We start from the raw sequence: 23506 nt of genomic DNA, 5'->3' as shown, positions 1-23506 counted from the left end.
GGCATGACGGCCGTCGTACGCATCCTGGCCCGCCGGCTCGCGCTGCTGGTGCCGCTGATGCTGGGGATCGTGCTGTTCGTGTTCCTGGTGATGCGGTTCTCGGACGTCGACCCGGCGTCCGCGTTCTTCCAGGGCGCGAATCCGACACCCGGGCAGCTGCGCGCCTTCCGCGAGGAGCACGGCCTGCTCGACCCGCTGCCCGTGCGCTACGCCCACTTCGTCGACGACCTCCTGCACGGCGACCTGGGCACCAGCGCGCTGACCGGGGCACCGGTGCTGGAGCTGGTCGCGACCGCCCTGCCTCTCACGCTCCAGCTGACCTTCCTCGGCCTCGGCATCGCGATGGTGCTGGCGCTGCTCGGCGGGGTCGCCGCGGCGATCCACCGGGACCGGGTGCCGGACCAGCTGGTGCGGGCGGTGTCCCTGATCGGCGTGGCCGCGCCCGGCTTCTGGCTGGCCCTGCTGATGATCCAGTACCTGGCGGTGGAGCTGGGCTGGTTCCCCACCGGCGGCTACATCAACCCGGCCGACTCGGTCACCGGCTGGCTGAGCACCATGGCGCTGCCCGCGCTCGCCCTGTCCCTGCCGGTCGCCGCCCAGCTCACCCGCGTGGTGCGCACCTCGATGGTGGAGGAGCTGGACAAGGACTACGTCCGCACCGCGATCGGCAGCGGGCTGCCGCCCCGGGTCGTGGTCGGCCGCAACGTGCTGCGCAACGCCCTGGTGAACCCGCTGACCGTGCTCGGGCTGCGGGTCGGCTATCTGCTGGGCGGCGCGGTCGTCATCGAGACGATCTTCGCGCTGCCCGGCATGGGCAAGCTGATGATCGACGCCGTGAAGAACGGCGACCCGGCCGTCGTGCAGGGCGTCGTACTGACCACCGCGGCCGGGTTCGTGGTGGTGAACCTGGTCATCGACATCCTCTATCTCCTGGTCAACCCGCGACTGAGGGACGCCGGACCGTGATCACGCGCAAGAACCTCACCGAGGCGCTCACCCGGCCGGGCGGTGTCCGGCTGCGCGGCCGGCAACAGCTGTCCGCGCCGTCGAAGGCCGCCGTCTGCCTGCTCGGCGTCGTCGCGCTGAGCGCGGTGTTCGCGCCGCTGCTCGCCCCGTACGACCCGCTCGACCAGCAGCCGCTGACCGACGGCAGCGGGCATCCCTCGGCCGCCCACTGGATGGGCCAGGACAGCCTGGGCCGGGACATCCTGAGCCGGCTGATGTACGGGGCGCGCTGGTCGCTGGCCATCGGGCTGGGCGCGACCCTGCTGGCCCTGGTCGTGGGCGCGCTGCTCGGCGCGGTCGCCGCGACCTCCCGCAGAAGCGTCGACGAGACGCTGATGCGCTGTCTGGACGTGGTGATGGCGTTCCCGGGGATCGCCCTGGCGGCGGTCCTGGTCGCGGTGTTCGGCGGCGGCATCACCGTACTGATCTGCGCGATCGCGTTCCTGTTCACGCCGCCGGTGGCGCGGGTCGTGCGGGCCAACGTCCTCGACCAGTACGGCGAGGACTATGTGACGGCCGAGCGGGTGATCGGTGCCCGCACCCCGCACATCGTCCTCCGGCACGTGGCCGTCAACTGCCTCGCTCCCGTGCTGGTGTTCTGCACGGTGCAGGTCGCCGAGGCGATCGTGTTCGAGGCGTCCCTGTCCTTCATCGGCGCGGGGGTGCGGCCCCCGGACCCGTCCTGGGGCAGCGTCATCGCCGACGGCAAGAACATGGTCCTGACCGGCGGCTGGTGGGCCACCGTGTTCCCGGGCCTGCTGATGCTGGCGACCGTGCTGGCGCTGAACGTCCTGTCGGAGGGGGTGTCGGACGCGTGGGCGGCCCCGGCGGCGGACCGGGGGGCGGACGCCGGGAACGCCGGGGACACCGGGCAGGACGGGAAGGACGGGCACGCCGAGGGCGCCGGGGACGCCGACGGCTTCGGGCAGCCGGGGAACACCGGGGCGCCCCCGAAGCCGGCGGCCGGTCCCGAGGGGCTCCTCCCCCTGCCCGCCCTCGAGGCCGCCGCGCGCCGGCTGCGGGACCGGGCCCGTCCGCTCCCCGGGGGCGATCCCGTCCTGGCCGTGCGGGACCTGCACGTCGGCTTCGAGGGGCGGCACCGCGGCGTGGACGTCGTCGCGGGGGTCGGCTTCGAGGTGCGCCCCGGTGAGGTGCTGGGTCTGGTCGGCGAGTCCGGCTGCGGCAAGTCGCTGACCGCGCTCACCGTGATGGGCCTGCCGCCGAAGGGCGCCCGGGTGCGCGGCGAGATCCGTTTCCTGGGCCGCGAGCTGACCGCCGTACCGGCGAAGGCGCGGCGGCGGATGCTGGGCCACGACATGGCGATGGTGTACCAGGACGCGCTGTCCTCGCTGAACCCGGCGATGACCGTGCGGGCGCAGCTGCGGCAGGTGGTCCGGCGGGGCGGCCGCAGAAGCCCGGCCGAACTGCTGGCGCTGGTCGGCCTGGACCCCGTGCGCACCCTGCGCAGCTATCCGCACGAGCTGTCCGGCGGCCAGCGCCAGCGTGTCCTGATCGCGATGGCGCTGTCCCGCGACCCGAAGCTGATCGTCGCCGACGAGCCGACGACCGCGCTGGACGTGACGGTGCAGGCGCAGGTCATGAAGCTGCTGCTGCGGCTGCGCGAGGAGCTCGGCTTCGCGCTGGTCCTCGTCTCGCACGATCTCGCGCTGGTCGCGGACGTCACCGACCGGATCGTGGTGATGTACGGCGGGCAGATCGTGGAGTCGGGGGTGACGGCCGGGCTGGTCGCGGCGCCGGCCCACCCGTACACGCGCGGACTGCTCGGCAGTGTGCTGTCGCTGGAGTCCTCGGACGAGCGGCTGAGCCAGATCAGGGGTGCCGTCCCGTCCCCGGCGGACTTTCCCGCGGGCTGCCGCTTCGCCGACCGGTGCGGACGGGCCGACGAGCTGTGCCGCGCGGCCGTGCCGCTCCCGGTGGGCCCGCCGGCGCACACGGTCGCCTGCCGGCATCCCGTGGTGGACCCGACGGCCGTGGAGAGCGAGGCGTTGACCTGATGAGCGCGCTGATCGAGGTGAACGACGTGCACGTGGTGCACCGGGCGCGCGGCGGCGGACTGCTGCGCCGGGACCGGGTGTACGCCCTGACCGGGGCGAGTCTGGCGGTCGCGCCGGGCGAGACGGTGGGGGTGGTGGGCGAGTCGGGGTGCGGGAAGTCGACGCTGGCGAAGGTGCTGGTGGGGGTGGAGCGGCCGGCCGCGGGCACGGTGTCCTTCCGGGGCCGGGATCTGTGGGCGATGCCCGCCGGGGAGCGCCGGGCGACCGTCGGGCGGTCCGCCGGGATGGTGTTCCAGGACCCCTCGACCGCGCTGAACCGGCGGCTGCCGGTGCGGCGCATCCTGCGCGATCCGCTGGATGTGCACGGGCACGGCGGCGCGGCCGGGCGGGACGCGCGGGTGCGGGAGCTGATGGCGCTGGTGGGCCTGCCGCCCGCGCTGGCGGACGCGCTGCCGGGGAGTCTGTCGGGCGGTCAGCGCCAGCGGGTGGCCATCGCGCGGGCGCTGGCGCTGGAGCCGGGCCTGGTGGTGGCGGACGAGCCGACGAGCGCGCTGGACGTGTCGGTGCGCGCGCAGATCCTGAATCTGCTGCTGGATCTGAAGGAACGCCTGGGTCTGGCGCTGGTGTTCGTCTCGCACGACATCCAGACCGTACGGCGGATGAGCGACCGGGTGATCACGATGTATCTGGGCCGGATCGTCGAGGAGGCCCCGGCCGGCCTGGTCGCCGACCGTGCCCGGCACCCCTACACGCGTGCCCTGTTCTCCGCCGCGCCCGGCCTGCTGGCGCCGGTCGAGCCGATCCCGCTGAGAGGCCCGGTGCCGTCGGCGACCCGGCCGCCGAGCGGGTGCCCGTTCCGCACCCGCTGCTGGAAAGCGGACGAGCTGTGCGGAGCGGTCATGCCGGACTTCCGCCATGCTTCCGGGACAGAACACCGCTTTCGGTGCCACCATCCCGTGCAGGAGGACGAGTCGACCCGCGATCTCGCCGCCCAGATCCGCCCCAGGGAGCCCTGATGACCCTGCCCGCCCCGCTGTCCGGTGTCGTACCGCCCGTCTGCACGCCCCTGACCCCGGAGGGCGAGGTGGACGTGCCCTCGCTGCGCCGGCTGATCGACCATCTGGTGGCCGGCGGGGTGCACGGGCTGTTCGTGCTCGGATCGACCTCCGAGGCCGCGTTCCTGACGGACCGGCAGCGCCGCCTGGTGGTGGAGACCGCCGTCGGCCACGCGGACGGGCGGCTGCCGGTGCTGGCGGGCGCGATCGACATGACGACCGCGCGGGTGGCGGAGCACGTCGCCTCCGCCGCCGCGGCGGGCGCGAACGGCGTGGTCGTCACCGCCCCGTTCTACGCCCGCACCCACCCGGCCGAGATCGCCCGCCACTACCGTCTGCTCGCCGCCGCCTCCCCGGTCCCCGTCGTGGCCTACGACATCCCGGCCGCGGTGCACTCGAAGCTGCCCGCCGACGTGGTGCTGGAGCTGGCCGCGGAGGGTGTGCTGGCCGGGCTGAAGGACTCCAGCGGCGACCTGGGCGCCTTCCGCGAGGTCCTCACCGGGGCCCGTGGCCTGCCCGGCTTCTCCGTGCTCACCGGGTCGGAGGTCGTCATGGACGCGGCCCTGGCGATGGGCGCCGACGGGGCGGTGCCGGGCCTGGCGAACGTCGACCCGCACGGCTACGTCCGGCTGTACCGGCTGTGCCGGGCGGGCGACTGGGAGCGGGCCCGCTCGGAGCAGGAGCGGCTGTGCACCCTGTTCCGCATGACCGGCGTCGGCGACCCCGCCCGGATGGGGCCGAGTTCCTCGGCGCTGGGCGCGTTCAAGGCGGCCCTGCAGCTGCGCGGGATCATCGACTGCCCGGCGACGGCCGCGCCCCAGGTGCCGCTGTCCGAGGGCGAGGTCGAGCGGGTGGGCAAGGTACTGGCCGGGGCCGGACTGCTGTGAGACCCCGGCGCCACGGCCCCTCGCCACGGCCCGCCGGGCCGCCCGCCCCGGCCGCGCCGAGCGGCCTCAGTACAGCAGCTCGGCCGGGAGCCTGCGGAACTCGATCGTCTCGTAGGCGCTCGCCGTCCCCGTCTCGTACAGCACCCCGGCCGTGCCCGCGTTGATCCGGACCAGGTCGGAGTAGGCGGCCTTGCGGTCGGACAGAGTGAGCACCTTGGCGAAGGTGCGCCCTCCGTCGGTGGAGCGCCACACCGCCAGGGCCTGCCGGGTGGTGGGCACCGACGGCCCGGAGAACAGCAGCGGGGCGCCGGGATCGCCCAGTTGCAGCACGCTCGCCTGGACCACCGGCACGTCGTTCAGCGTGGGCTGGACCGCGTAGGGCCGCTCCAGATTCTCGCCGCCGTCGGCGGACGTGCTGTCGAGCCGGTTGCCGGTGGACAGGCCGTGCTGGTCGCGGGCGGAGAAGTAGACCCGGCCGTCGGGCAGTTGGGTGGCGCTGGTCTCGTTGGTGTTGGCGAATCCGTCGTAGGTGTCGTCGACGAATCCGAGCCGCCAGGTGACCCCGCCGTCGTCGCTGTAGAGGGTGTGGCCGCCGTAGTAGCGGGGCTCCTGGCCGGTGTCGCCGGAGCCCGGGGGCGGGGCGGCCGAGTGGTTGGCGGGGACGACCAGCCGGCCGGCGTGCGGGCCCCGGGTGAGCACGACGGCGTGTCCGGGGCCGGTGGCGTACCAGCGCCAGCCGGGCGGCTTCACCTGCGCGGTGATCTCCTGCGGCGGGCCGAAGCTGCGGCCGTCGTCCCAGCTGCGCTGCACGAACACCCGGCGGCTCTGGGCGTCGGTGACCTCGCCGCGCATGATCTGCTCCTCGGTCACCGCCCCGCTGTTGTACGAGGTGACGAGGACGACGGCGCCGGTGTACGGGTCGAACACGGGGGCCGGGTTGCCCCGGGTGTCGCCCTCCCCGGCGGCCACCACCGTGAGCGGGCCCCAGGTGCAGCCGCCGTCGTCGGAGCGGCGCAGCACCACGTCGATGGTGCCGGTGTCACCCGCCCCGTCCCGGCGGCCCTCGGCGAAGGCGAGGACCGTGCCGAGGCCGGTGGCGACGGCGGCCGGGACGCGGTAGGCGGCGTAGCCGCCCTGCCCGGCGACATAGGGGACGGACCCCGTGCAGCCGGACGCGGCGGAGGCGGAGACCGGCACCGAGAGCGTGCCGAGAAGGACGGAGGCGACGAGGAGGGTACGGCTCAGACGGGTCATCCCTCTCCCTCACGGGTGGCGGAGATCCCGATGATCGCACGAGTCCTGACAGATCGTAGGATTTACTCCGTCACGACGCTCCCGGCGTCACCAGCCCCGACTCGTACGCCACGATGACCAGTTGCGCCCGGTCGCGGGCGCCCAGCTTGCCCATGATGCGGCTGACGTGGGTCTTCGCGGTGAGCGGGCTCAGCCCCAGCGTCTCGCCGATCTCGGTGTTGTTCAGCCCGCGGGCGACCAGGGTGAGCACCTCGCGCTCGCGCTCCGACAGACACTCGGGGCCGCCCTCGGCGGGGGTCGCGGTGGGGCTGCGCAGGAAGCGGGCGATGAGCCGGGAGGTCGGTCCGGGCGACAGCAGGGCGTCCCCGCCGGCCACCGTGCGGATCGCCTCCAGGAGCTCGGCCGGACGGGTGTCCTTCACCAGGAAGCCGGAGGCGCCCGCGCGCAGCGCCTCCACGATGTGCTCGTCGGTGTCGTAGGTGGTGAGCACCAGGACCTTCACCCCGGCCAGGTCCTCGTCGGCGGCGATCAGCCGGGTGGCCTCGATGCCGTCGAGGTCGGGCATGCGGATGTCCATCACCACCAGGTCGGCTCGTTCGCTGCGGGCCAGCTCCACGGCCTCCCGGCCGTTGCCGGCCTGTCCGACGACCGCCATGTCCTGAGCGGACTCGACGAGCATGGCGAAGGCGGCCCGGACCAGGGTCTGGTCGTCGGCGAGCAGGACACGGATCGTCACTGGACTCCTCCCAGCGGCAGGACGGCACTGACCTCGAAACCCGCCTCGGGCAGCGGCCCGGCGTCCACGGTGCCGCCGACGCTGCGGGCCCGTTCGCGCATGCCGACCAGCCCGAAGCCGGGGGTGCCCCCTCCGGCGCCGGCCCCGTCGTCGGTGACGGTGACCCGCAGCGCGCCCTCCCCGGAGCGCACCCCGACCCGGATGCCGAGGTCCTCGCGCCCGCCGTGCCGTACGGCGTTGGTGAGGGCCTCCTGCACGATCCGGTAGGCGGCCGCGCCCACCGCGGGCGGTACGGCGTCGGCCTCGACGGCGAGGTCGACGCTGGCCCCGGAGGCCCGCGCGGCCTCCGCCAGGCCGTCCAGTCCACCGAGGCCGGGCAGCGGTTCGCGCCCGTCGGGGATGCCGTGCTCGCGCAGCACCTCCAGGGTGGTGCGCAGTTCGCCGCGGGCGGTGCGGCAGGTCTCGGCGATGTCGTCCAGGGACCTGGCGACGGCCGCGCGGTCCAGGCGGTCGGGGTCGGCGCCCAGCACGTGGGCGGCGACGGAGGTCTGCACGCCGATCAGGGTGATGCTGTGGGCGAGCAGGTCGTGCAGGTCGCGGGCGATGCGCAGCCGTTCCTCGGCGACCCGGCGGCGGGCCTCCTCCTCACGGGTGCGTTCGGCGCGTTCGGCGCGTTCGACGACGGCGGCGACGTACTGCCGGTAGCCGCGCACGCTGATGCCCGCGAGGACCACGGAGATCAGCCAGCCGGAGACCTTCAGCAGTTCCAGGGCCTTATGGGTGTTGACGGCCAGCATGATGCTGATCACCACACCGAGGACCGACACCGTGATCAGCAGGCTGGTGCGGGGGGCGCTGGTGACGGCGACGGTGTACAGGGCCACGTACGCGGCCGCGGTCGGCGCCGCGTGGTTGAAGTCGAGGGCGTGGTAGGGGGCGATGAGCGCGACCACGGCGGCCAGCACCAGCAGCGGACGGCGCCGCCGCCACACCACGGCGGCCTGCGCGAGGAGCAGCAGCGTCCAGCCGAGCGCGTCGGGCCGCCGCCCGTCGTCGGTGGTCAGGGCGACGACGACGGCGTGGACGGCGGCCGTCAGCGCGAGGAGGGCGTCGTTGCGCAGGGCGTGCGGGGCCGTGAGCGGGTCGCGGTTGACCGCCGCCATGATCCGCTCGCCGACGCGGGGTTTGAGAGCTGCTTCGGACACGGTCACATCTTCCGTGAGGAGGACGCCCCTCCGGCAGGGAGGGGCGTCCTCGGGTCGTCCGCGGTGGCCGCGGCGCGGGGGTCAGACGCGTTCCGGCTGCCGCACGGCGGTCTCGGGCGCGGGCGCCTTGGACATCCGCCCCGGCCACCACACCTTCCGGCCGAGCGCCACGCTCGCGCTGGTGACCAGGTAGGTGCGCACCAGGAAGGTGTCCAGCAGGACGCCGACGGCGATCACGAAGCCGAGTTCCACGAGCTGGACCAGGCCCATGTTCATCAGCACCGAGAAGGTCGCGGCGAGCACCAGGCCCGCCGAGGCGATCACCCCGCCGGTGGTGCGCAGGGCGGTGAGCGCCGCCGCCGCGGGCTCGGCCCCGGCCAGGGACTCCTCGCGCATCCGGTGCATCAGGAAGATGCCGTAGTCGACGCCGAGGGCGACCAGGAACACGAAGGACAGCAGCCCGAGCCCGGGATCGGTGCCCTCGAAGCCGAACACCGGCTCGAACACCAGCCCGCCGAGGCCGAGGGCGGCGCCCCACACCGCGACCACGGCGGCCACCAGGAGCAGCGGGGCGACCAGGGAGCGCAGCAGGGCGATCAGGATGAGCAGGACGGAGACGAGGACGATCGGCACGACCACGAGCCGGTCGCGGGCGTTGGTGTCCTTCAGGTCGAGCTGCTGGGCGCTGGGGCCGCCGACGTAGGAGCCGTCGAGCCTGTCGCGCAGCGTCTCGATCGTGCGGGTCTCCGCGGGGGTCTGCGGCGGCGCGGAGGCGAGGACGGAGATCTCGGTCCAGCCCTCGCCCGCGCGGCCCGGGGTGGCGCTGTCGACGCCGTCGGTGGCCCGGATCGCGGTGACGGTGGCCTCGGCGCGCCCGGTCGGCGTCATCACGGTGATGGGCTGGCCCGAGCTCTCGGGGTAGGCGGCGGCCAGGGTCCGCATCGCGGCGACGGACTCCGGCCGGTCGACGAAGGAGTCCTCCTGCTTCAGGCTGCCGGGCAGGTTGAGGGCGCCGAGGGCGAGCGCGCCGAGCGCCAGGGCGCCGCTGACCAGGACGGTCACCGGGCGCCGGCCGGCCGAGCTGCCCATCGCGGCGAACAGCGAGCGGCGCGCCTTGGGCGTGCTGCCGAAGGCCGGGACCAGCGGCCAGAACACCCGGCGGCCGAGCAGCACCAGGATCGCGGGCAGCAGGGTGAGCATCGCGACCAGGGCGCACAGCACACCGACGGTGCCGAGGGGGCCCATGCCCCGGTTGGAGTTCAGGTCGGCGGCCAGCAGGCACAGCAGTCCGGCGGCGACGGTGCCGGAGGAGGCGAGCACGGCGGGGCCGCAGCCGCGCAGGGCCGCGAGCATGGCCTCGTACGGCCGCTCGATGCGGCGCAGCTCCTCGCGGTAGCGGGAGACGATGAGCAGGGCGTAGTCGGTGCCCGCGCCGAACACCAGGATCGTCATGATGCCGGAGCTCTGTCCGGAGACGGTGGTGCCGAAGGCCTGGTTGAGGCCGTAGGCGACGCCCATCGACAGATAGTCGGCGATCCCGGCGACGACCAGCGGGACCAGCCACAGCACGGGGCTGCGGTAGATGAGGATCAGCAGGACGGCGACGACGGCGACGGTGGTGTAGAGCAGCGGGCCGCCGAGGGAGTCGTACACCTTGGCGGCGTCTGTGTTCAGCGCGCCGGGGCCGCCGACCTCGACGGTGAGGCCGTCCGTGGAGTGCGCGGTGTCGCGGACGTCCTCGACGAACGCGTCGCGCAGGTCCTCGTCGGAGCCGGGCTCGTTGGTGGCGACGGGGTACATGAGGGTCGCGCCGTCCGCGGCGGGCACGCCCCGCGGGTCGGCGGTCAGCTCGTGCTCGCCGGCGATCCGGGCGACCTGGCGTTCGGCGGTCTCGCGGTCGGCCGGGGTGAGGCCGCCGTCGCGGTGGTAGACGAGCACCAGCTGGGTGGTCTCGCCGCCGGGCAGTTGCTCCTGGAGCTCGGCCACCTTCGTGGAGTCGGCGCTCGCGGGCAGGTAGTCGGTGATCCGGTCGTGCTGCACATCGGCGAGTTTCGCGGCGAACGGCGAGACGACGGCGAGCACGCCGACCCACAGGGCGAGCAGCAGCCAGGGCACCGCTCGTCGTCTCGTCTGCGTGTTTCCGGCCCCCATGGATCGGGCCCTCCCTCCGGCACGGCTTGTCTGGACGTCCTCAAGACTCCCGCCCGACGGGGACCGGATCGTCGGGCTCGAGGGCGAGTTCGGGGGTACTGCCCGAGGTGTTGTGCGGGCCCGGTTACTCCTCAGGGAGTAATCCCCTCGCCCGACGGGTATGCGCCGTCTTCCCGGCACGGCCCGCCGGCCGCGCCCGATCCTTCGGGCAGGCCCGCCGGAACGCCGTGCCGTCCTTGCGCGTTGAGTGCTTGCGTACGGTCCGACGCGATCCGACCGGGGGGTGCGTTCATGGTGACGGTTCTGTTCGTGCACGGCACGGGCGTGCGCGAGTTCTCCGACGGCGCGGCGCTGAAGCGCGTCCGCTCCGAGATCGCCGCCCGTCACCCCGAGGTCCGCGTGGAGGCGTGCGACTGGGGCGCGGCTCTGGGCACATACCTGCGGGAGGGTGGTGCGTCGATCCCCGGCTTCGTCGAACAGGGCGGGCGGGGTCCGGCCGCGCCTGCCGGGGAGGACGAGGAGATCGCCCGCTGGGCGCTGCTGTACGCGGACCCCTTCGCCGAACTGGAACTGCTCGCCCTGACGGCCCCGGCCGCCGGCGCACCCTTCGTACCGGGCGGTCTCGCGCCGGGGGACCGGCTGCTGCTCGTGCTGGAGGGACTTGCGGACCGCCAGGACGTGGTCTCGGCGTGGACGGACGCCGCGCTCGGGCTGTCCCTGGCGGAGGCCGCGGCGGCGGTGGCCTCCGCCGGGGCGCTGCGCCGGGCGGCCGCGCATGCCGCCGAGGCCGTCGCTCTGCCCAGGCTGACGGCCCGGGCGCTGGTGGCGTACGCACTGGCCCGCGAGGACGACCCCGGGTGTCAGGCGGTGGCGGTGAGGGACGCGCTGGTGGACCGGCTGACCCAGGAGTTGGGCGGTGACGTGCGGGCGTTGCCGGAGGCGGTGGCCGCTGCCACGCGGCTCGGCGCCCGCCTGTTCGAGAACGCGCTGGGCTCCCGCCTGGCCGTGGCCCGGCGGACCGCGTGGAGCGGCAGGTCGGTGGGGTTCTTCGGTGACATCGCGCGCTATCTCGTCCGGGGCGAGGGGGTGCGAGCGCTGGTGGCGCGGTCGGTGCGGGAACAGCCCGGGCCGGTGGTGCTGCTCGGCCACAGCCTGGGCGGTGTGGTCTGCTTCGACCTGCTGGCTTCGGGGGTCCTGCAGGGCCGCGCCCAGGACGGGCGGCCGGGCGGGGTCGCCGCCCTGGTCACCGTCGGCTCGCAGGTGCCTCTTCTCTACGAACTGGACGCCCTGCCCTCCCGCCCGTACGGAAGCGGTCTGCCGGACGGCTTCCCGCACTGGCTCAACGTCTACGACCGACGGGACCTGCTCTCCTACACCGCGGCCGAGGTGTTCCGGGGCGGGGTCACCGATCTGGAGGTGGACAATCGGCAGCCGGTCTCTGCCGCGCACGGGGCGTACTGGGCCAACGACCGCTTCTACGCCGCGCTGACGGGCGTGCTGGACGGGGCCGGTCCGCCGTGAGGCGCCGGGGGGTCGACGGTGCTGGGCATCGATCGGCCCGGAAGACTGGAGAGTCAACGCCGGGTGTGTCCGCGCGGCACGACGGCCTACCGCGGTGCGAGGGGGAACGCGCGTGGAGAGAAAGCGGTTCGACAAAGTCCAATTTGCGCTGGTGGAGGCCTTTGTCGCGGTGCTTTCGGAGCCTGCCGGGGGGTTGATGCGGGAGCAGGGGCGTCAGCTGTGGCGGCAGTGGGTCGACCAGCTGGTGGACGGGGTGCCGCAGGCCGCCTACGCGGTGCCGCGTCAGGAGTTCCTCAGCGTGGTCGGGGCGTGTGCGCAGCGGGACGAGGATCTGGAGGGGCTGATCAGCGCCACCGATCTGGTCGCACCCGCTCTCGTGCCGCATCTTCGGCCCCTGCTGGACGAGTGGCGGGCGCACACCGTGTACGCGGGCCGGGACTGGAGGTCCCTGCGGGCGGCGCTCCAGCTGCGGCTGCCCGAACTGGCCTCCCTGGTCTTGTCGTTGACACGGGGCCGGTTGAGCCTGCCCGCCCACTGCGGGACGCCGTGGCAGGCCTTCGTCCATCTCGCCGACGCCAACGCCCCGGCGGGCGGTCTGCCGCCGAGCATGGTTCTGCTCGAGCACCTCGCCCAACGGCCGGAACTGGCGGACTCCGTCGGTGAGATACGCGCGTGGAACGACCATTTCGCCAAGGAGTGGCAGCTGCTGGACGGTGACACGGGGCTGCGCGCCCTGCGTCGGCGGCTGGAGGGCGCGGAGCGGGGCGGAGCGCCACCTGCCGAGGACGGCGCCGGGCCGGCCGGGTCCGGTGTCTCCGCGGCCACGGCGGCGCGGCCCGAGCCGGCCGGGCGGGGGGCGGGGGCCGACGGACGGCCCGTCATCCGCGTGTACATAAGAATCGCCCCGGACCGCACCCCCAGGCCCGCCGCCGGCCGACGCCGTGGCGGGCGGCCGCGCTACCACGTGTCGGCCTGTGTACGGTATTCGGACTCCCTCACCCTGCACCGGGCAGCGGGCGCCGACCCCGAGGAGCCCGTCACCCGCGAGCAGCTCGGCCCGTGTGTGGCGACCCTGCTGACCACGATGTCGAGGCTGTGGCACAACCGCCAGGAGCAGCTGGTCGCCCTGGAGTTCTTCCTTCCGCTCGACCTGCTCACCGAGCCGATCGAGTACTGGGACCGCGATCCGACCCGTGGCTACGCCAACCCCCTGCTGAGTACGTACCGGATCTCCGTCCACAGTCTGGAACGTGTGCAACGGCCTGAACTGCACCGCGCGTGGAGAGCGCGGTGGGCGCACTGGAAGGCCCAGGACAGAAACCCCGGGCACGGACGGCGCGTTGTGCATGAGTGTGCCTGGCCGGAGCAGTCCCGTAACCCGATGGACCACTTGGCAGCCCTGGACGTAGCCATCGGCAGCGACGATGATGTGGTGGGCGTACTTCTGTGTGAACCGCCTCTGAAACACGGCCAGTTGGGCATGCAGGAGGTGAGCCTGGCCCTGGATCTGGGAGTGCCCATTGTGATGTACCACCGGCAGGACGACGTGGCGCCCGCATGGCGTGCCGCGGTCCGGGACGCGATGGCCGAAGAGGGGCTGGCCGCGATCCCGCAGCGGGCGCGACAGTGGAAGACGGAAGCCGCGGCTGCCCGGCCGGTCCCGCTCGACCCCGAGGCCGTCCGTGCGCTGGGCATGATCTGGGACGACCCTGAGCATCTTCTCGACGGGGGCCCGAGTGCTCCCGCCACGTTCGTAGGGGGGACCGATTGAACCTGCCGGCGGAGCATGGTGAACCCCTCTACCAGGGTGCCGGCGTACCGGTGCCGGACGTCCCGTACGCCGAGCGCGTCTGGCCCGCGGGGCCACCCTGGCGCGCTTTCGACGCACCGCCGGTGATGCCCCCGCCCCCCGAGGACGACGAGGCCGACCGCAGGCTCGGCAGACCGCGCACGGCCCGTCGCCCCCGTCCGGAGGAGGTGCGGCTGGTCAACGCGGCACTGCTGCTGCGCAGGCCCCTGCTCGTGACGGGCCGTCCGGGAGTGGGCAAGTCGGGCCTCGCCTACCGGATCGCGCGGGAGTTACGGCTGGGGCGGGTCCTGCACTGGGCGGTGACCAGCCGGACCACGCTCGCTTCGGGGCTGTTCGAGTACGACGCCATAGGCCGCGCCCAGGCCCTGCAGGGAGCCGCGTCGGGAGGCGGCTCACCGACCGGCACGGGTGACTTCGTCCAGCTGGGACCCCTCGGCAGCGCCCTGCTCCCGTACCGGCTGCCTCGCGTGCTGCTCATCGACGAGATCGACAAGTGCGACATCGATCTGCCGAACGACCTGCTCACCCTCTTCGAGGACGGCTTCTACGAGGTCCCGCCGCTGGTCAGGGCGAAGGCGCAGGAGCCCGTCGCCTCGGTCCACACCGCCGATCCGGGCGGTACGGCCGAGGTCACCGAGGGCGTGGTGCGCTGCCACGCCTTCCCCGTCATCGTCATGACGTCCAACGGCGAGCGCGAGTTCCCCGAGGCGTTCATGCGCCGGTGTCTGCGCCTGGACATCCCCGACCCCGACGCCGCGGCCCTGGGCGAGCTGGTGGCAGCGCACTTCGGGGACCGGCTGGGCAGCCACCAGGAGCGGCTCATCCGCGACTTCCTGCGCCGCAGCGACCAAGTGGGCGGACTGGCAGCGGACATGCTGCTCAACGCGGCGCACCTCGTCACCTCGGGCCACTACGCGCCGGACGAGGGCGACGACTGGGCGCAGGTTCTGCGGGAGATCTGGCATCCCCTCGGTGGTGAGGGGGCGGAACCGGCGTGACACACGACCCCGCTCCTCACGGGCGGGGCGTGCGCGGCCGGGCCGGGCCGGGCGCGCCCGCCGAGGAACACCGTCCACTTGCGCGTCTTCATCCACGGGAAGTGGCCGACGCCCTGTGGGTGGCCGGTGAGCATCCCTGGCTGACCGGTGTGGTGCCACCCCCGGACCCGGCGCCCGGCCCAGGGGGCGACGCCGGCCCGGGAGCACCGCTCCCGGCTCGGCAGGAAGGGTCACCGGGCGCCGAGGTGCCCGGCACCGAACGCCCGGAGCGACCGGAGCAACCGGAGCAACCGGAGACCGACGGCTTACGGCGAGAGCCTGTCGTCCCGCACGCCGAGCCGAACCCGCCCGAGGACGTCCTGCCGGACAGCGGGATGTCGGGACCACCCGTGCCGACCGGGTCCGGGGACGGTACGGAGCCGCTTGACGAGCTGCGCCGGCCCCTGCCCCGGACAGGGCCGCTGGCCGCCTGGCGGTCCACCGGCAACCGGGCAGTGGGCCGGGCGCTGCGCGCCTTCCGGACGGCTGTCGCGTCCGCGTACGACGCCGAACTGGACCACGAGGCCACGGCGGAGCGCATCGCCCTCGCCCCGTCGCTGCCGCCGGTGCTCCGGCCCACGGCCGAGCGGCGATGGCGCGCGGTGCTGGTGGTGGACACGGCCCCGCACATGGCGGTGTGGCGGGACGTCACGGGCCGCTTCGCGAAGATCGCCCAGCGCTTCGGGGGCTTCCGTGACGTCACCGAGGTGGCGCTGGACGCGTCCTCCACCGACCGGGCCACCGTGTCGCTGCCCGGTCCGGCGCTTCGGGCGCGGCCGACCTCGCCGCGCGGTCTGGTCGACCCGACGGGACGGTCGGTCGTCTTCGTGCTGACCGACGGCGCCGCGCCCGCGTGGCGCTCGGGCGCGGCGCAGCGGCTGCTGGCCCTGTGGGGCAGGCGGCAGCCGGTGGCCGTACTGCACATGCTGCCGCAACGTCTGTGGCACCGGACGGGACTGCATCCGTCGTGGGTCAGGATGCGGGCGTCCGGCCCCTGGGCCGACGGCCGCCGACCGGTGTGGGAGCCGGCCGAGGCGCTGTCGGAGGTGTTGCTGACCCGCATCGGCAGAGCGTCTGCGGTGCCCGTGCCCGTCCTCCAGCTGGATGGGGACTGGCTGGATCCGTGGGCGCGGTTCGTCGGCGCGGAGGAGCCGCGGGACATCGAACTGTCCGCCGTCCTCACCAGCGTACGAACACCGCTGGAAGGCGGGCATCACACTCCGCACACCGATCCCGTCACACAGGTGGCGGCCTTCCGCGGATGGGCCTCCCCCGAGGCGTTCCAGCTCGCCACCCATATGGCGGCGGTGCGGCTGGACCTGTCGACGATGACCGAGGTCCAGCGGCGCACCATGCCGCTCACCGGGCCGGAGCACATGGCCGAGTTCCTGCTCAGCGGACTCGTCTCGCCGCTGCTGTGGTACGGCGACGCCCATCTGTCCTATCTCTTCGCGCCGGGCGTGCGCGAGGAACTGCTCTCCTACGGCTCCCGGCACGCGACGGAACGCGTGATCCGGCACACGGCCGAGCTGCTGGCGGCGCGCAGCCCGGCCGCCCGTGACCTGCTCGCCTACTTCGGCGGCCAGAGCTCCGGCCCCGTCCGGGTCGGCCCCGCCGACGCGGAGTTCCGGGAGGTCGAGCGCGCCGTACTGCACGCGATGAGTTCCGAGCACAGCCACCGGGCGAGGGAACTCGACGTGCTGGCGGCCCGGCGCAGCCCCCGCAGCGACGCGCACCTCTCGCGCGCCCCCAACCCGCCCACCGCGCCCGGTTCGGAGCACCCCGCCGTTTCCGACCCGGCCCCTAGATCGTTTTCGAGTTGGCCCGATCCGGTGCTCGACGGCATCTCCCCCCGTGCCTCGGCGACACCCGACACGGCTGGAACTGATCCAGCAGAAGGAGACACACCCGTGAGCACGGTCCCCGCCGCGTCCGAGCGCGAGCACACACAACGTCTGACCGCACGTGGCCCTCGACCCGCCCGGCCCGCGGTCTGGGGGAACATGCCACCGAGGAATCTGGTGTTCACAGGCCGTGACGAACTCCTGGTCGCCCTGGAGCGCGGGCTGCGCTCGGGTCCGACGGCGGTCCTGCCGCACGCCCTGCACGGAATGGGCGGAGTAGGAAAGTCGCAGCTAGCACTGGAGTTCGTCTACCGGCACGCCGCCGAATTCGAACTGGTGTGGTGGATCGCGGCCGAACGGCCCACACAGATCCAGCAGGCATTCGTGGAAATGTCCCGTCGGCTTCATCTCCCCGTCAGCGCCGAGGCCATCACCGCCGTTCCCGCCGTACTGGAAGCGCTGCGCACTGGTGTTCCCTACGGCAAGTGGCTTCTGGTCTTCGACAACGCGGAAAGCCCCAACGCGGTGCAGGAGTTCTTCCCGAGTGCCGCCGAGGGCGGCCCCACCGGATCGGTGATCGTGACGTCACGCAATCCCCAGTGGAACACCTTGGCCCATCCGCTGGAGGTCGACGTGTTCACCCGCCCGGAAAGCATCCAGTTGTTGCGCCGCCGGAACCCCGACCTCACCGACGACGACGCCGGCATGCTGGCCGAGGTCCTCGGCGACCTGCCACTGGCCGTCGAGCAGGCTTCGGCGTGGCGCGCCGAGACCGGGATGCCCGCTGCCGAATACTTGAGGGTGTTTGAGGAAAAACGCTCCGAACTCATGGCGGTGTCCCCGCCTACCCAGTACGAGGAAACGGTCGCCACCGCGTGGAACGTGTCTCTCGACCATGTGGAGACCAAGAACCCCGGCGCGCTGCAACTTCTCCAGCTGTGCTCGTATTTCGCACCGGATCCGATCAACCGGCAATTCTTCTCCAATGCGGTGGCCGAACCCATCGCACCCGAACTGGATCTGATCTTCACCGACCCCATCCGGCTCAGCCGGGCCATTCGCGAGATCAACCGCTATTCCCTGGCGAAGATCGACCACCGGACGAATTCGATCCAGATGCACCGGCTGGTGCAGGCGGTGCTCAAAGCCCGGATGACGGAGGAGCAGCGCGAGCGTTTCCGTCACGGGGCCCATCTGCTGCTCGCCGCCAACACTCCGAGCGCACCGAGCGATCCCCAGAGCTGGCCGCGCTTCGGTGAGCTGTACCCGCATGTGATCGTCTCGGGAGCGATGCAGTCGTCGCATCGCAATGTGCGGCAGATGGTCTATCTGGTGGCTCGTTACCTCTTCCTGTGGGGCGACCACAACGCGGCCCTGAGCTTCGGCAACCAGGTGTACGACAGCTGGAGCGAGCGGTTCGGCGAGGAGGACCCGCAGACCCTCGCGCTCGGACAGCATCTGCGCTTCGTGATGCTGCGCATGGGCCAGTACGCCGAGTCGGCCCGGCTCGGGGAGCGGCTGTTCGCCACGCTGGAGGCGCTCGGCCCCGACATGGAGGAGGAGCTGCTCACGGCGAAGGGCCAGCTGGCCACCGATCGCCGCACGCGGGGAGACTTCCGCGGCGCGCTGGAGTTCGACGAGGACGTCTACCAGCGCGCGCTGCGCGCCTTCGGCGAGGACGATCCCGCGACGCTCTTGCACGCCTTCAACCTGGCGGTGACCCTGCGTTGCATGGGTGACTACCGCCGGGCGCTGGAAGTGGATCAGGAGGTCTGGCGCCAGCGGGTGCAGATGTTCGGGGCGGACGACCCACTGTCGCTGATCTCGGACGCCTCGGTGCAGGTGGACCGGCAGGAACTGGGCGAGTACGCCCAGTCCCTGAGCATGTGCGAGGAGAACGTCGAGAAGACCCGGGAGGTGTTCGGCGACTACCACCGCTCCACGTTCCGGTCCCTCGCCCGGCTGGGTGTCGCGCAGCGCAAGGCGGGCCTGCACCAGGAGGCGGCGGAGAACACCCGCACCGCACTGACACCGCTCACCGAGGCGTACGGCGAGAAGGCCCTGGACGTCCTCCAGGTCGCGCTGAGCTATGCCATCGACCTGCGGCAGACCGGCCGGCTGCCGGAGGCGCTGTCACTGTGCGAGCGCACGCGGAACCTGTACGCGGAGACACTGGGCGACGATCACCCGGCGACCCTGGCCGCGGACGCCGACCTCGCCGTGATCCTGCGGCTGCTGGACCGGGTGGACACCGCCCGCAAACTCAACGAGAACGCGCTGGCCAGGTTCAGGGAGCAGCTCGGCGAAGGCCACCCCTACACCCTGGCCACCGCCGTCAACCTGGCGAACGACCTGTTCGCCCAGGGCGACGCCGCAGCGGCGCACGCGCTGGACGAGCGGACCGTGGCCCGGGTGCGCGAGCACATGGGCGACAGCCACCCCACCGCGCTGGTGCTGTGGGCCAATCTCGCCATCGGCCTTCGGGCCCTGGGCAGGGGCGAGGAGGCGCAGGCCATGCAGGCGCGGGCCGCCTCGGCGATCGCGGAGAAGCTGGGTGCCGCGCATCCCGCGTACGACGACGCGCTGGCCTGGAGACGGGCCAACACCGACATCGACGCGATGTACCTCTAGCCGCCGACGGACGGCGGCCGGCCGTGAGACGCCGACCGCCGCCCCGCCGGGCCCCGCGGCCGTGCGGCGGCGTCGGCTAGCCGTCGCAGCGCCCCGTCCGGACCTCTTCCGGCGCCCCGCCGGCCGATGCCGAACCGACCCACTCGGCGAGTCGCACCGGATCGGCGGAGGCACCGGTGCGCTCCCTCACGGCGCGCGCGAGCGCGCTCACCAGCTCGGGCACCCGGGTCAGTGCCTGGACGGCGCGCCGAGGGCCGTCGGCCTGCTCCAGGGTGAGCCGCAGCCCCGCCCAGACGGCCGGCTCGTCCGTTCCGGCGGTCAGACGGCGCCGGTAGTCCTCCCGGGCGATCGCCGGTTCGCCCGACGCCCAGATCACATCGGCCGGTACGGCGTCGAGGCCCGGCACACCGTTCTCGTCCATGACGTCCAGGAGTTTGTCCAGGGCGGGCGGATCGGCGAGGGCGATCCGCGCGAGCACGGTCCGTGTGTCCAGATGCCGCCGGCCGCGGGCGGTCCGCACCAGTCGCCGCCGGACGGGCAGCACCGGCTCGGCCCCGGCGAGCCAGACCTCCGTCAGCCGCTCGACGTCAGCGGTGTACGGCCGTACATGGAGCAGCCGCCACTGGGTGCGGTGGTCCTCGGCCAGCCTGCCGGCCAGCAGGACGGCCGCCCGCGCGCCTGTACCCTCCGGGGACTCGGCCGACCAGCCCGCGACGGTGGCCCGTATCCCTTCCAGCAGCATGCGGCCCGCGTCGGTCAGCTGTGGATCGTCCACCGCCTGGGGCAGGATCTGCGCCAACTGCAGGCGGCGCAGCCCGAACTCGAACCAGGCGCACGCGTCGTGCGCTCTGCCGGGCAGCCGTGTGCGGCTCCGCCAGAAACGGGCGACACCGGTGAAGGCGTAGATGCCCTGGAGTACGCCGGACAGCGGCCTCGGATCGTCCCGCCAGGGCGCGCGGTAGAGCCGTTCGGGGCCCGGCTGCGGCTCCGTCAGCGGGACGAGATGGGCCAGCGCGTTGAGCTTGCTGTGCTGGAGTTCGTGGACCAGGGCCTCCGCGCAGGCCAGATCGGACGAGGGCCGGGAGAGCGCCAGCCCGCCCACCGCGTGACCGCTGCTCGCACTGCGTACCCGGTACGGCTCATGGTCCGGCAGGGGCTGGACGGTACGCAGCAGGGCCGTCACGGTCCGGGCCGACGCGGGGTCGCTCTCGGCGATCCGCTCGTACCCGCTGCGGATCAGCCCGATCAGCCGGGCTGCTTCGGGGGCCGTCAGCCGCCGGGCGGCACCGGAGGGCAGGGCGGCGATCCGGTGCGGGCCGAGGTCGTCGAGGGCGAAGGCGACCGGACCGGCTCCGGTCCCGGTCCCGGTCCCGGTCCCGCCCAGCTCGCCCCGGTACAGCGGCTGCCAGCCCGATGACGGGCCGTCCTCCACCGGGCCGTGCCGTGCCCTCGGCAGCCGTAGCTCTCCCACCCGCGTGGTCAGCGTGACCGTGCCCGCGCGGGCCGCCAGCACGGCCGTCTCGGCGGGCGCCCGGTACGGCAGCCGGGCCTGCCCGAGGGCGGGGAGATCGACCCGTCCCGCGACCGACGGCACGGCGAAACTGAAGTCCAGACCGGCGCGCACCGCGGCCGCGGCGGCCAGGCAGTGCAGATGTCCCACGTCGGCCCACAGCGGCAGCGCGCGACGCCGAGGGCGGCACACGCGGTTCACCAGCTGGGCCGCCCACAGGCCCGTCTCGGGCAGGCCGAGGACCTCGTCGACGGCCGCGGGGTCGTGCCGCTGAGCGGCCGACAGCAGGTCCCAGGCCCGCTGGGGGTCGGGCAGAGGACCCGCCACGCCGGTGAGCGGGGTGAGCGTGTCCATGAGCAGATCCAGCAGCAGCAGCCGGTGGCTGCGTTCCGCTCCGGCCAACTCGGCCAGTGCGTCGGCGTCGCCTTCCGCCCTGGTGAGACTCTCGAACTGCCGGGCGGTCAGTCGGTGCTCCCGGCCTCCGGTGCTTCCCGGAGTCGGGGCCATCACACCGACCCGTGATAGGTGACACCATCAGAGCCGGGAGACGCGCTCCTCGCCGGCCTGCCGACGCTCTCCAGCAGGCGCGCCTTGGCCTTCTCCCGGCGATCGCTGAAGCGACCGCGCAGTTCCTCCAGCGAGGTGTCGTTCAGGTCGGGCAGGTCCGACCCGATGGCGGGTTCCGGCTTGTCCATCCTGCGGTAGACCTCCCCCGAAGTCACAGAGCACTGCTCATCCTGCGATCCGCCCCTACGTCCCTTACATCATGGCCCAAGCCCCGCATGCCGGAAACATCGTCAACCAGCCAGCCTCACAAGGTGGTTGGCCGACTCACTCCGTCGAGAACCACTCGGGGTAGTCCTTCAGGACGGACAGCAGCCCGTCCAGCGCGACCGTCCCGGCGTCGAAGAGCGCGACCGCCTCCCACAGATGCCCCAGCCCGTTCTCGAAGAGCAGGCAGGTGTCGATCAGCTCCAGGATCTCCATCCGCATGACGGCGGAACGCGGCACCGACGCGCAGAGGGCGGACGGCAGGCGCCCGATGACGGCGGCGCGCAGTCCGGGGTCCCGCATGACCGGGACGGCGGCCAGCGCCTCGTAGAGCCTGCGGTGGTCCGCGATCCCCAGGCGCCGCCGCGAGGTGCTGCGGTCGGCCTCGGCACGCACCGCCAGTCCGCCGCCCTCGAACCACAGCGCGGTCGGCGCCGCGGACGCGGACCGCAGCCGGTCTCTCAGCGCCCTCCCCAGCTCGACGGCGTCGTGACGCAGATGCGGATGCGTGCGCAGCAGGTGCAGCGCGGCGGCGCTGAAGGCTCCCGAGGCGGAGGGAGGGCCGGTGCCGCCGCCCGGAGCCGTGCCCGGTGCGCGGTTGAGGGTCGTCCCGCCGGGGCCGCAGGCGAAGACGACGCCCTGCCGGTGTCCTGGGCGCAGCCGCCCGCGCGGTACGGGGTCGGGGCGCAGCGCGTCGCCCGCCGTGGCCGCGTCGGCGAAGGTCTGGCAGGCGTCGACGAGCCACAGCTGCCGCGGGAGGGCGGGGGCGAGGTCGGACCGGAACGCGGCCAGCGCGTCCTCCAGGTCCAGGCTGCGCAGATCGTTCGGCACGGCGTCGGCGTAGAGCAGCCTGCGGTGTCCGTCCAGGCCGACGAGGCCGTGACCGGACCAGGCGACGCACAGCCAGTCGCCGGGTGTGCCGGCCGTCTCCCGGAACAGCGCCCGGTGCACGTTCTCCCGGTCGGCAGGCCGCCACCGCACGCCGCTCTCCTCCAGCAGGCCCCGGCTGCCGGGCAGGGGCGCGGCCAGATGGGTGACGGAATCCGGGGCGAGACCCAGCTCCAGGAGCCAGGCCCGGTACGCGAGGATGTCCCTCACCGGGCCGTCCAGGTCCCAGCCGCTTCCGGCCTCGTAGGTCTCGACGGCGACGAGCACCGCTCTCCCGGCCGCCTCCGGAACGCTCATGCCGCGAGTTTCCCGGACCGCGGGAGCGACGCTGTGCGGGGCGGACGGAAATCGGCCAGTGGCGCCGTCGCCGCGGATTCGACCGCTCCGCCGGTGCGCCGGCCGGGCGGGGTCACCGCGCCCGTCAGGACGGCGTGCAGGCCGCCGCGAGGAGGCGGGTGACCTCATCGGCCGTGATGGTCAGCGCGGAGCCGACCGTGGCGAGCACCTCGCGCTCCGCGGGGGTGTACGGGCCGTCGGCGAGGGCGATGCGGGCGCCCTGGAGGAGGATCGACTCTCGGCCGGGCGGGGCGAGGTGCGGGGCGAGCGGGTCGAGGGCCTCGTGGAGCTCTATGGCGAGACCGGGACCGCAGGGGGCGCCGTAGACCCGGCCGGTGTCCGCGGCGAGGGCCTCGACCAGGGCGTTGAGCTGTTCCTCGGTGCAGTCGTCGAAGCCGGCCCGGCGCACGGCCGAGGCGGCGGCGCTCAGGGCGAGCGGGGTGCGCGGTCCGCCGCCCGCGGCCAGCACCGCGAGGGCGACCGTGTGCACGGCGTCCCGGAGCATCGCGGAGAAGCGGCTGGTGGTGGGGTGGTCGAGGACGTCGGTGCCGTAGCGGCGGCGGCAGGCGGCGCACTCCACGGCGGGGCCGGTCTCGCCGCGCGCCACGAGGGGCACGCCCAGCACGGTGAAGCGGCGGCGGCCGGTCAGCCGCTGGTAGTTGCGGTCGCCCCCGCAGGCGGGGCAGAAGAACTGTCCGTCGCCCACGGCGGTCCACACGGTGCGGGTGCCCAGGATGCGCACAGCCTTGCCCGCTCGGCCGTCTCGTCCCCGTCCTGGCAGCACGTCGCACCTCCGTAGGCCCGCGGCAACATCGCCGCGCTGGCGTGATGTTAGCCACATTACGGAGGT

16 protein-coding genes are annotated in these 23506 nt (G+C 73.5%); 8 read left to right on the top strand and 8 right to left on the bottom strand.

Annotated features, from left to right (window positions below):
* Positions 1-3: 3 nt before the first annotated feature.
* The 4 genes from ACZ6SQ_RS11505 to ACZ6SQ_RS11490 are packed head-to-tail and all read left to right on the top strand — an operon-like array spanning position 4 to position 4962.
* On the top strand, positions 4-966 hold the full coding sequence (locus ACZ6SQ_RS11505) for an ABC transporter permease (protein WP_386378412.1): 963 nt from the start codon (positions 4-6) through the stop codon (positions 964-966).
* Positions 963-3020, top strand: coding sequence for a dipeptide/oligopeptide/nickel ABC transporter permease/ATP-binding protein (locus tag ACZ6SQ_RS11500; protein WP_469559514.1), 2058 nt, complete (start codon positions 963-965; stop codon positions 3018-3020). Before ACZ6SQ_RS11505 ends, ACZ6SQ_RS11500 begins: the two co-directional genes overlap by 4 nt.
* Positions 3020-4036: an oligopeptide/dipeptide ABC transporter ATP-binding protein gene (locus ACZ6SQ_RS11495; protein WP_469559511.1), complete on the top strand. Its 1017-nt coding sequence runs from the start codon at positions 3020-3022 to the stop codon at positions 4034-4036. Before ACZ6SQ_RS11500 ends, ACZ6SQ_RS11495 begins: the two co-directional genes overlap by 1 nt.
* The gene (locus ACZ6SQ_RS11490) at positions 4036-4962 is read left to right on the top strand and encodes a dihydrodipicolinate synthase family protein (RefSeq protein WP_469559509.1); all 927 of its coding nucleotides are present in this window, start codon (positions 4036-4038) and stop codon (positions 4960-4962) included. The genes ACZ6SQ_RS11495 and ACZ6SQ_RS11490 overlap by 1 nt, the downstream gene beginning before the upstream one ends.
* Before the next feature lie 66 nt (positions 4963-5028).
* On the opposite strand, the gene ACZ6SQ_RS11485 is transcribed toward ACZ6SQ_RS11490, so the two are convergent.
* The 4 genes from ACZ6SQ_RS11485 to ACZ6SQ_RS11470 form a co-directional block, all read right to left on the bottom strand.
* A complete protein-coding gene (locus tag ACZ6SQ_RS11485) occupies positions 5029-6216 on the bottom strand; it encodes a sialidase family protein (protein ID WP_469559506.1) in 1188 nt (395 codons plus the stop codon).
* A gap of 70 nt (positions 6217-6286) precedes the next feature.
* The gene (locus ACZ6SQ_RS11480; RefSeq protein WP_386378417.1) at positions 6287-6952 is read right to left on the bottom strand and encodes a response regulator transcription factor; all 666 of its coding nucleotides are present in this window, start codon (positions 6950-6952) and stop codon (positions 6287-6289) included.
* The gene (locus ACZ6SQ_RS11475) at positions 6949-8115 is read right to left on the bottom strand and encodes a sensor histidine kinase (protein WP_469559609.1); all 1167 of its coding nucleotides are present in this window, start codon (positions 8113-8115) and stop codon (positions 6949-6951) included. Before ACZ6SQ_RS11475 ends, ACZ6SQ_RS11480 begins: the two co-directional genes overlap by 4 nt.
* A gap of 123 nt (positions 8116-8238) precedes the next feature.
* Positions 8239-10308 carry an MMPL family transporter gene (locus tag ACZ6SQ_RS11470; protein WP_469559501.1) on the bottom strand — a complete coding sequence of 690 codons (2070 nt, stop codon included), beginning with the start codon at positions 10306-10308 and terminating at the stop codon, positions 8239-8241.
* A gap of 291 nt (positions 10309-10599) precedes the next feature.
* Between ACZ6SQ_RS11470 and ACZ6SQ_RS11465 the strand changes: the two genes are divergently transcribed.
* The 4 genes from ACZ6SQ_RS11465 to fxsT all read left to right on the top strand — a co-directional run bounded on the left by ACZ6SQ_RS11465 (position 10600) and on the right by fxsT (position 19151).
* Positions 10600-11829 (top strand): hypothetical protein, encoded by a 1230-nt coding sequence (locus ACZ6SQ_RS11465; protein ID WP_469559498.1) that lies wholly within the window; start codon positions 10600-10602, stop codon positions 11827-11829.
* Between the two features lie 196 nt (positions 11830-12025).
* Positions 12026-13600, top strand: a complete 1575-nt coding sequence (locus tag ACZ6SQ_RS11460; protein WP_469559495.1) for a VMAP-C domain-containing protein — start codon at positions 12026-12028, stop codon at positions 13598-13600.
* 50 nt (positions 13601-13650) lie between these two features.
* A complete protein-coding gene (locus ACZ6SQ_RS11455) occupies positions 13651-14637 on the top strand; it encodes an AAA family ATPase (RefSeq protein WP_469559492.1) in 987 nt (328 codons plus the stop codon).
* A 101-nt stretch (positions 14638-14738) separates the two neighbouring features.
* On the top strand, positions 14739-19151 hold the full coding sequence (gene fxsT, locus ACZ6SQ_RS11450) for an FxSxx-COOH system tetratricopeptide repeat protein (protein WP_469559490.1): 4413 nt from the start codon (positions 14739-14741) through the stop codon (positions 19149-19151).
* A gap of 76 nt (positions 19152-19227) precedes the next feature.
* On the opposite strand, the gene ACZ6SQ_RS11445 is transcribed toward fxsT, so the two are convergent.
* The 4 genes from ACZ6SQ_RS11445 to ACZ6SQ_RS11430 all read right to left on the bottom strand — a co-directional run bounded on the left by ACZ6SQ_RS11445 (position 19228) and on the right by ACZ6SQ_RS11430 (position 23440).
* Complete coding sequence (locus tag ACZ6SQ_RS11445) at positions 19228-21168, bottom strand: aKG-HExxH-type peptide beta-hydroxylase (protein WP_469559487.1); 1941 nt, start codon at positions 21166-21168, stop codon at positions 19228-19230.
* Positions 21168-21356, bottom strand: coding sequence for a hypothetical protein (locus tag ACZ6SQ_RS11440; protein ID WP_469559484.1), 189 nt, complete (start codon positions 21354-21356; stop codon positions 21168-21170). The genes ACZ6SQ_RS11445 and ACZ6SQ_RS11440 overlap by 1 nt, the downstream gene beginning before the upstream one ends.
* A 136-nt stretch (positions 21357-21492) precedes the next feature.
* The gene (locus tag ACZ6SQ_RS11435; protein WP_469559481.1) at positions 21493-22617 is read right to left on the bottom strand and encodes an effector-associated domain 2-containing protein; all 1125 of its coding nucleotides are present in this window, start codon (positions 22615-22617) and stop codon (positions 21493-21495) included.
* A 124-nt stretch (positions 22618-22741) separates the two neighbouring features.
* Complete coding sequence (locus ACZ6SQ_RS11430) at positions 22742-23440, bottom strand: tellurite resistance TerB family protein (RefSeq protein WP_469559478.1); 699 nt, start codon at positions 23438-23440, stop codon at positions 22742-22744.
* Between the last annotated feature and the right edge of the window lie 66 nt (positions 23441-23506).

It is taken from the genome of Streptomyces sp. NPDC048600 (assembly GCF_055587025.1).
Note: the sequence above shows the minus strand (reverse complement) of the source record. Positions and strands in the feature narration are given on the sequence as shown.

Bases quoted from the DNA above. Each gene is read 5' to 3' on its own strand.
- ACZ6SQ_RS11505 (WP_386378412.1), top strand. From the start codon at position 4: ATGACGGCCGTCGTACGCATCCTGGCCCGCCGGCTCGCGCTGCTGGTG.
- ACZ6SQ_RS11495 (WP_469559511.1), top strand. From the start codon at position 3,020: ATGAGCGCGCTGATCGAGGTGAACGACGTGCACGTGGTGCACCGGGCG.
- ACZ6SQ_RS11490 (WP_469559509.1), top strand. From the start codon at position 4,036: ATGACCCTGCCCGCCCCGCTGTCCGGTGTCGTACCGCCCGTCTGCACG.
- ACZ6SQ_RS11485 (WP_469559506.1), bottom strand. From the start codon at position 6,216: ATGACCCGTCTGAGCCGTACCCTCCTCGTCGCCTCCGTCCTTCTCGGC.
- ACZ6SQ_RS11475 (WP_469559609.1), bottom strand. From the start codon at position 8,115: ATGGCGGCGGTCAACCGCGACCCGCTCACGGCCCCGCACGCCCTGCGC.
- ACZ6SQ_RS11470 (WP_469559501.1), bottom strand. From the start codon at position 10,308: ATGGGGGCCGGAAACACGCAGACGAGACGACGAGCGGTGCCCTGGCTG.
- ACZ6SQ_RS11465 (WP_469559498.1), top strand. From the start codon at position 10,600: ATGGTGACGGTTCTGTTCGTGCACGGCACGGGCGTGCGCGAGTTCTCC.
- ACZ6SQ_RS11460 (WP_469559495.1), top strand. From the start codon at position 12,026: ATGCGGGAGCAGGGGCGTCAGCTGTGGCGGCAGTGGGTCGACCAGCTG.
- ACZ6SQ_RS11445 (WP_469559487.1), bottom strand. From the start codon at position 21,168: ATGGCCCCGACTCCGGGAAGCACCGGAGGCCGGGAGCACCGACTGACC.
- ACZ6SQ_RS11440 (WP_469559484.1), bottom strand. From the start codon at position 21,356: ATGGACAAGCCGGAACCCGCCATCGGGTCGGACCTGCCCGACCTGAAC.
- ACZ6SQ_RS11435 (WP_469559481.1), bottom strand. From the start codon at position 22,617: ATGAGCGTTCCGGAGGCGGCCGGGAGAGCGGTGCTCGTCGCCGTCGAG.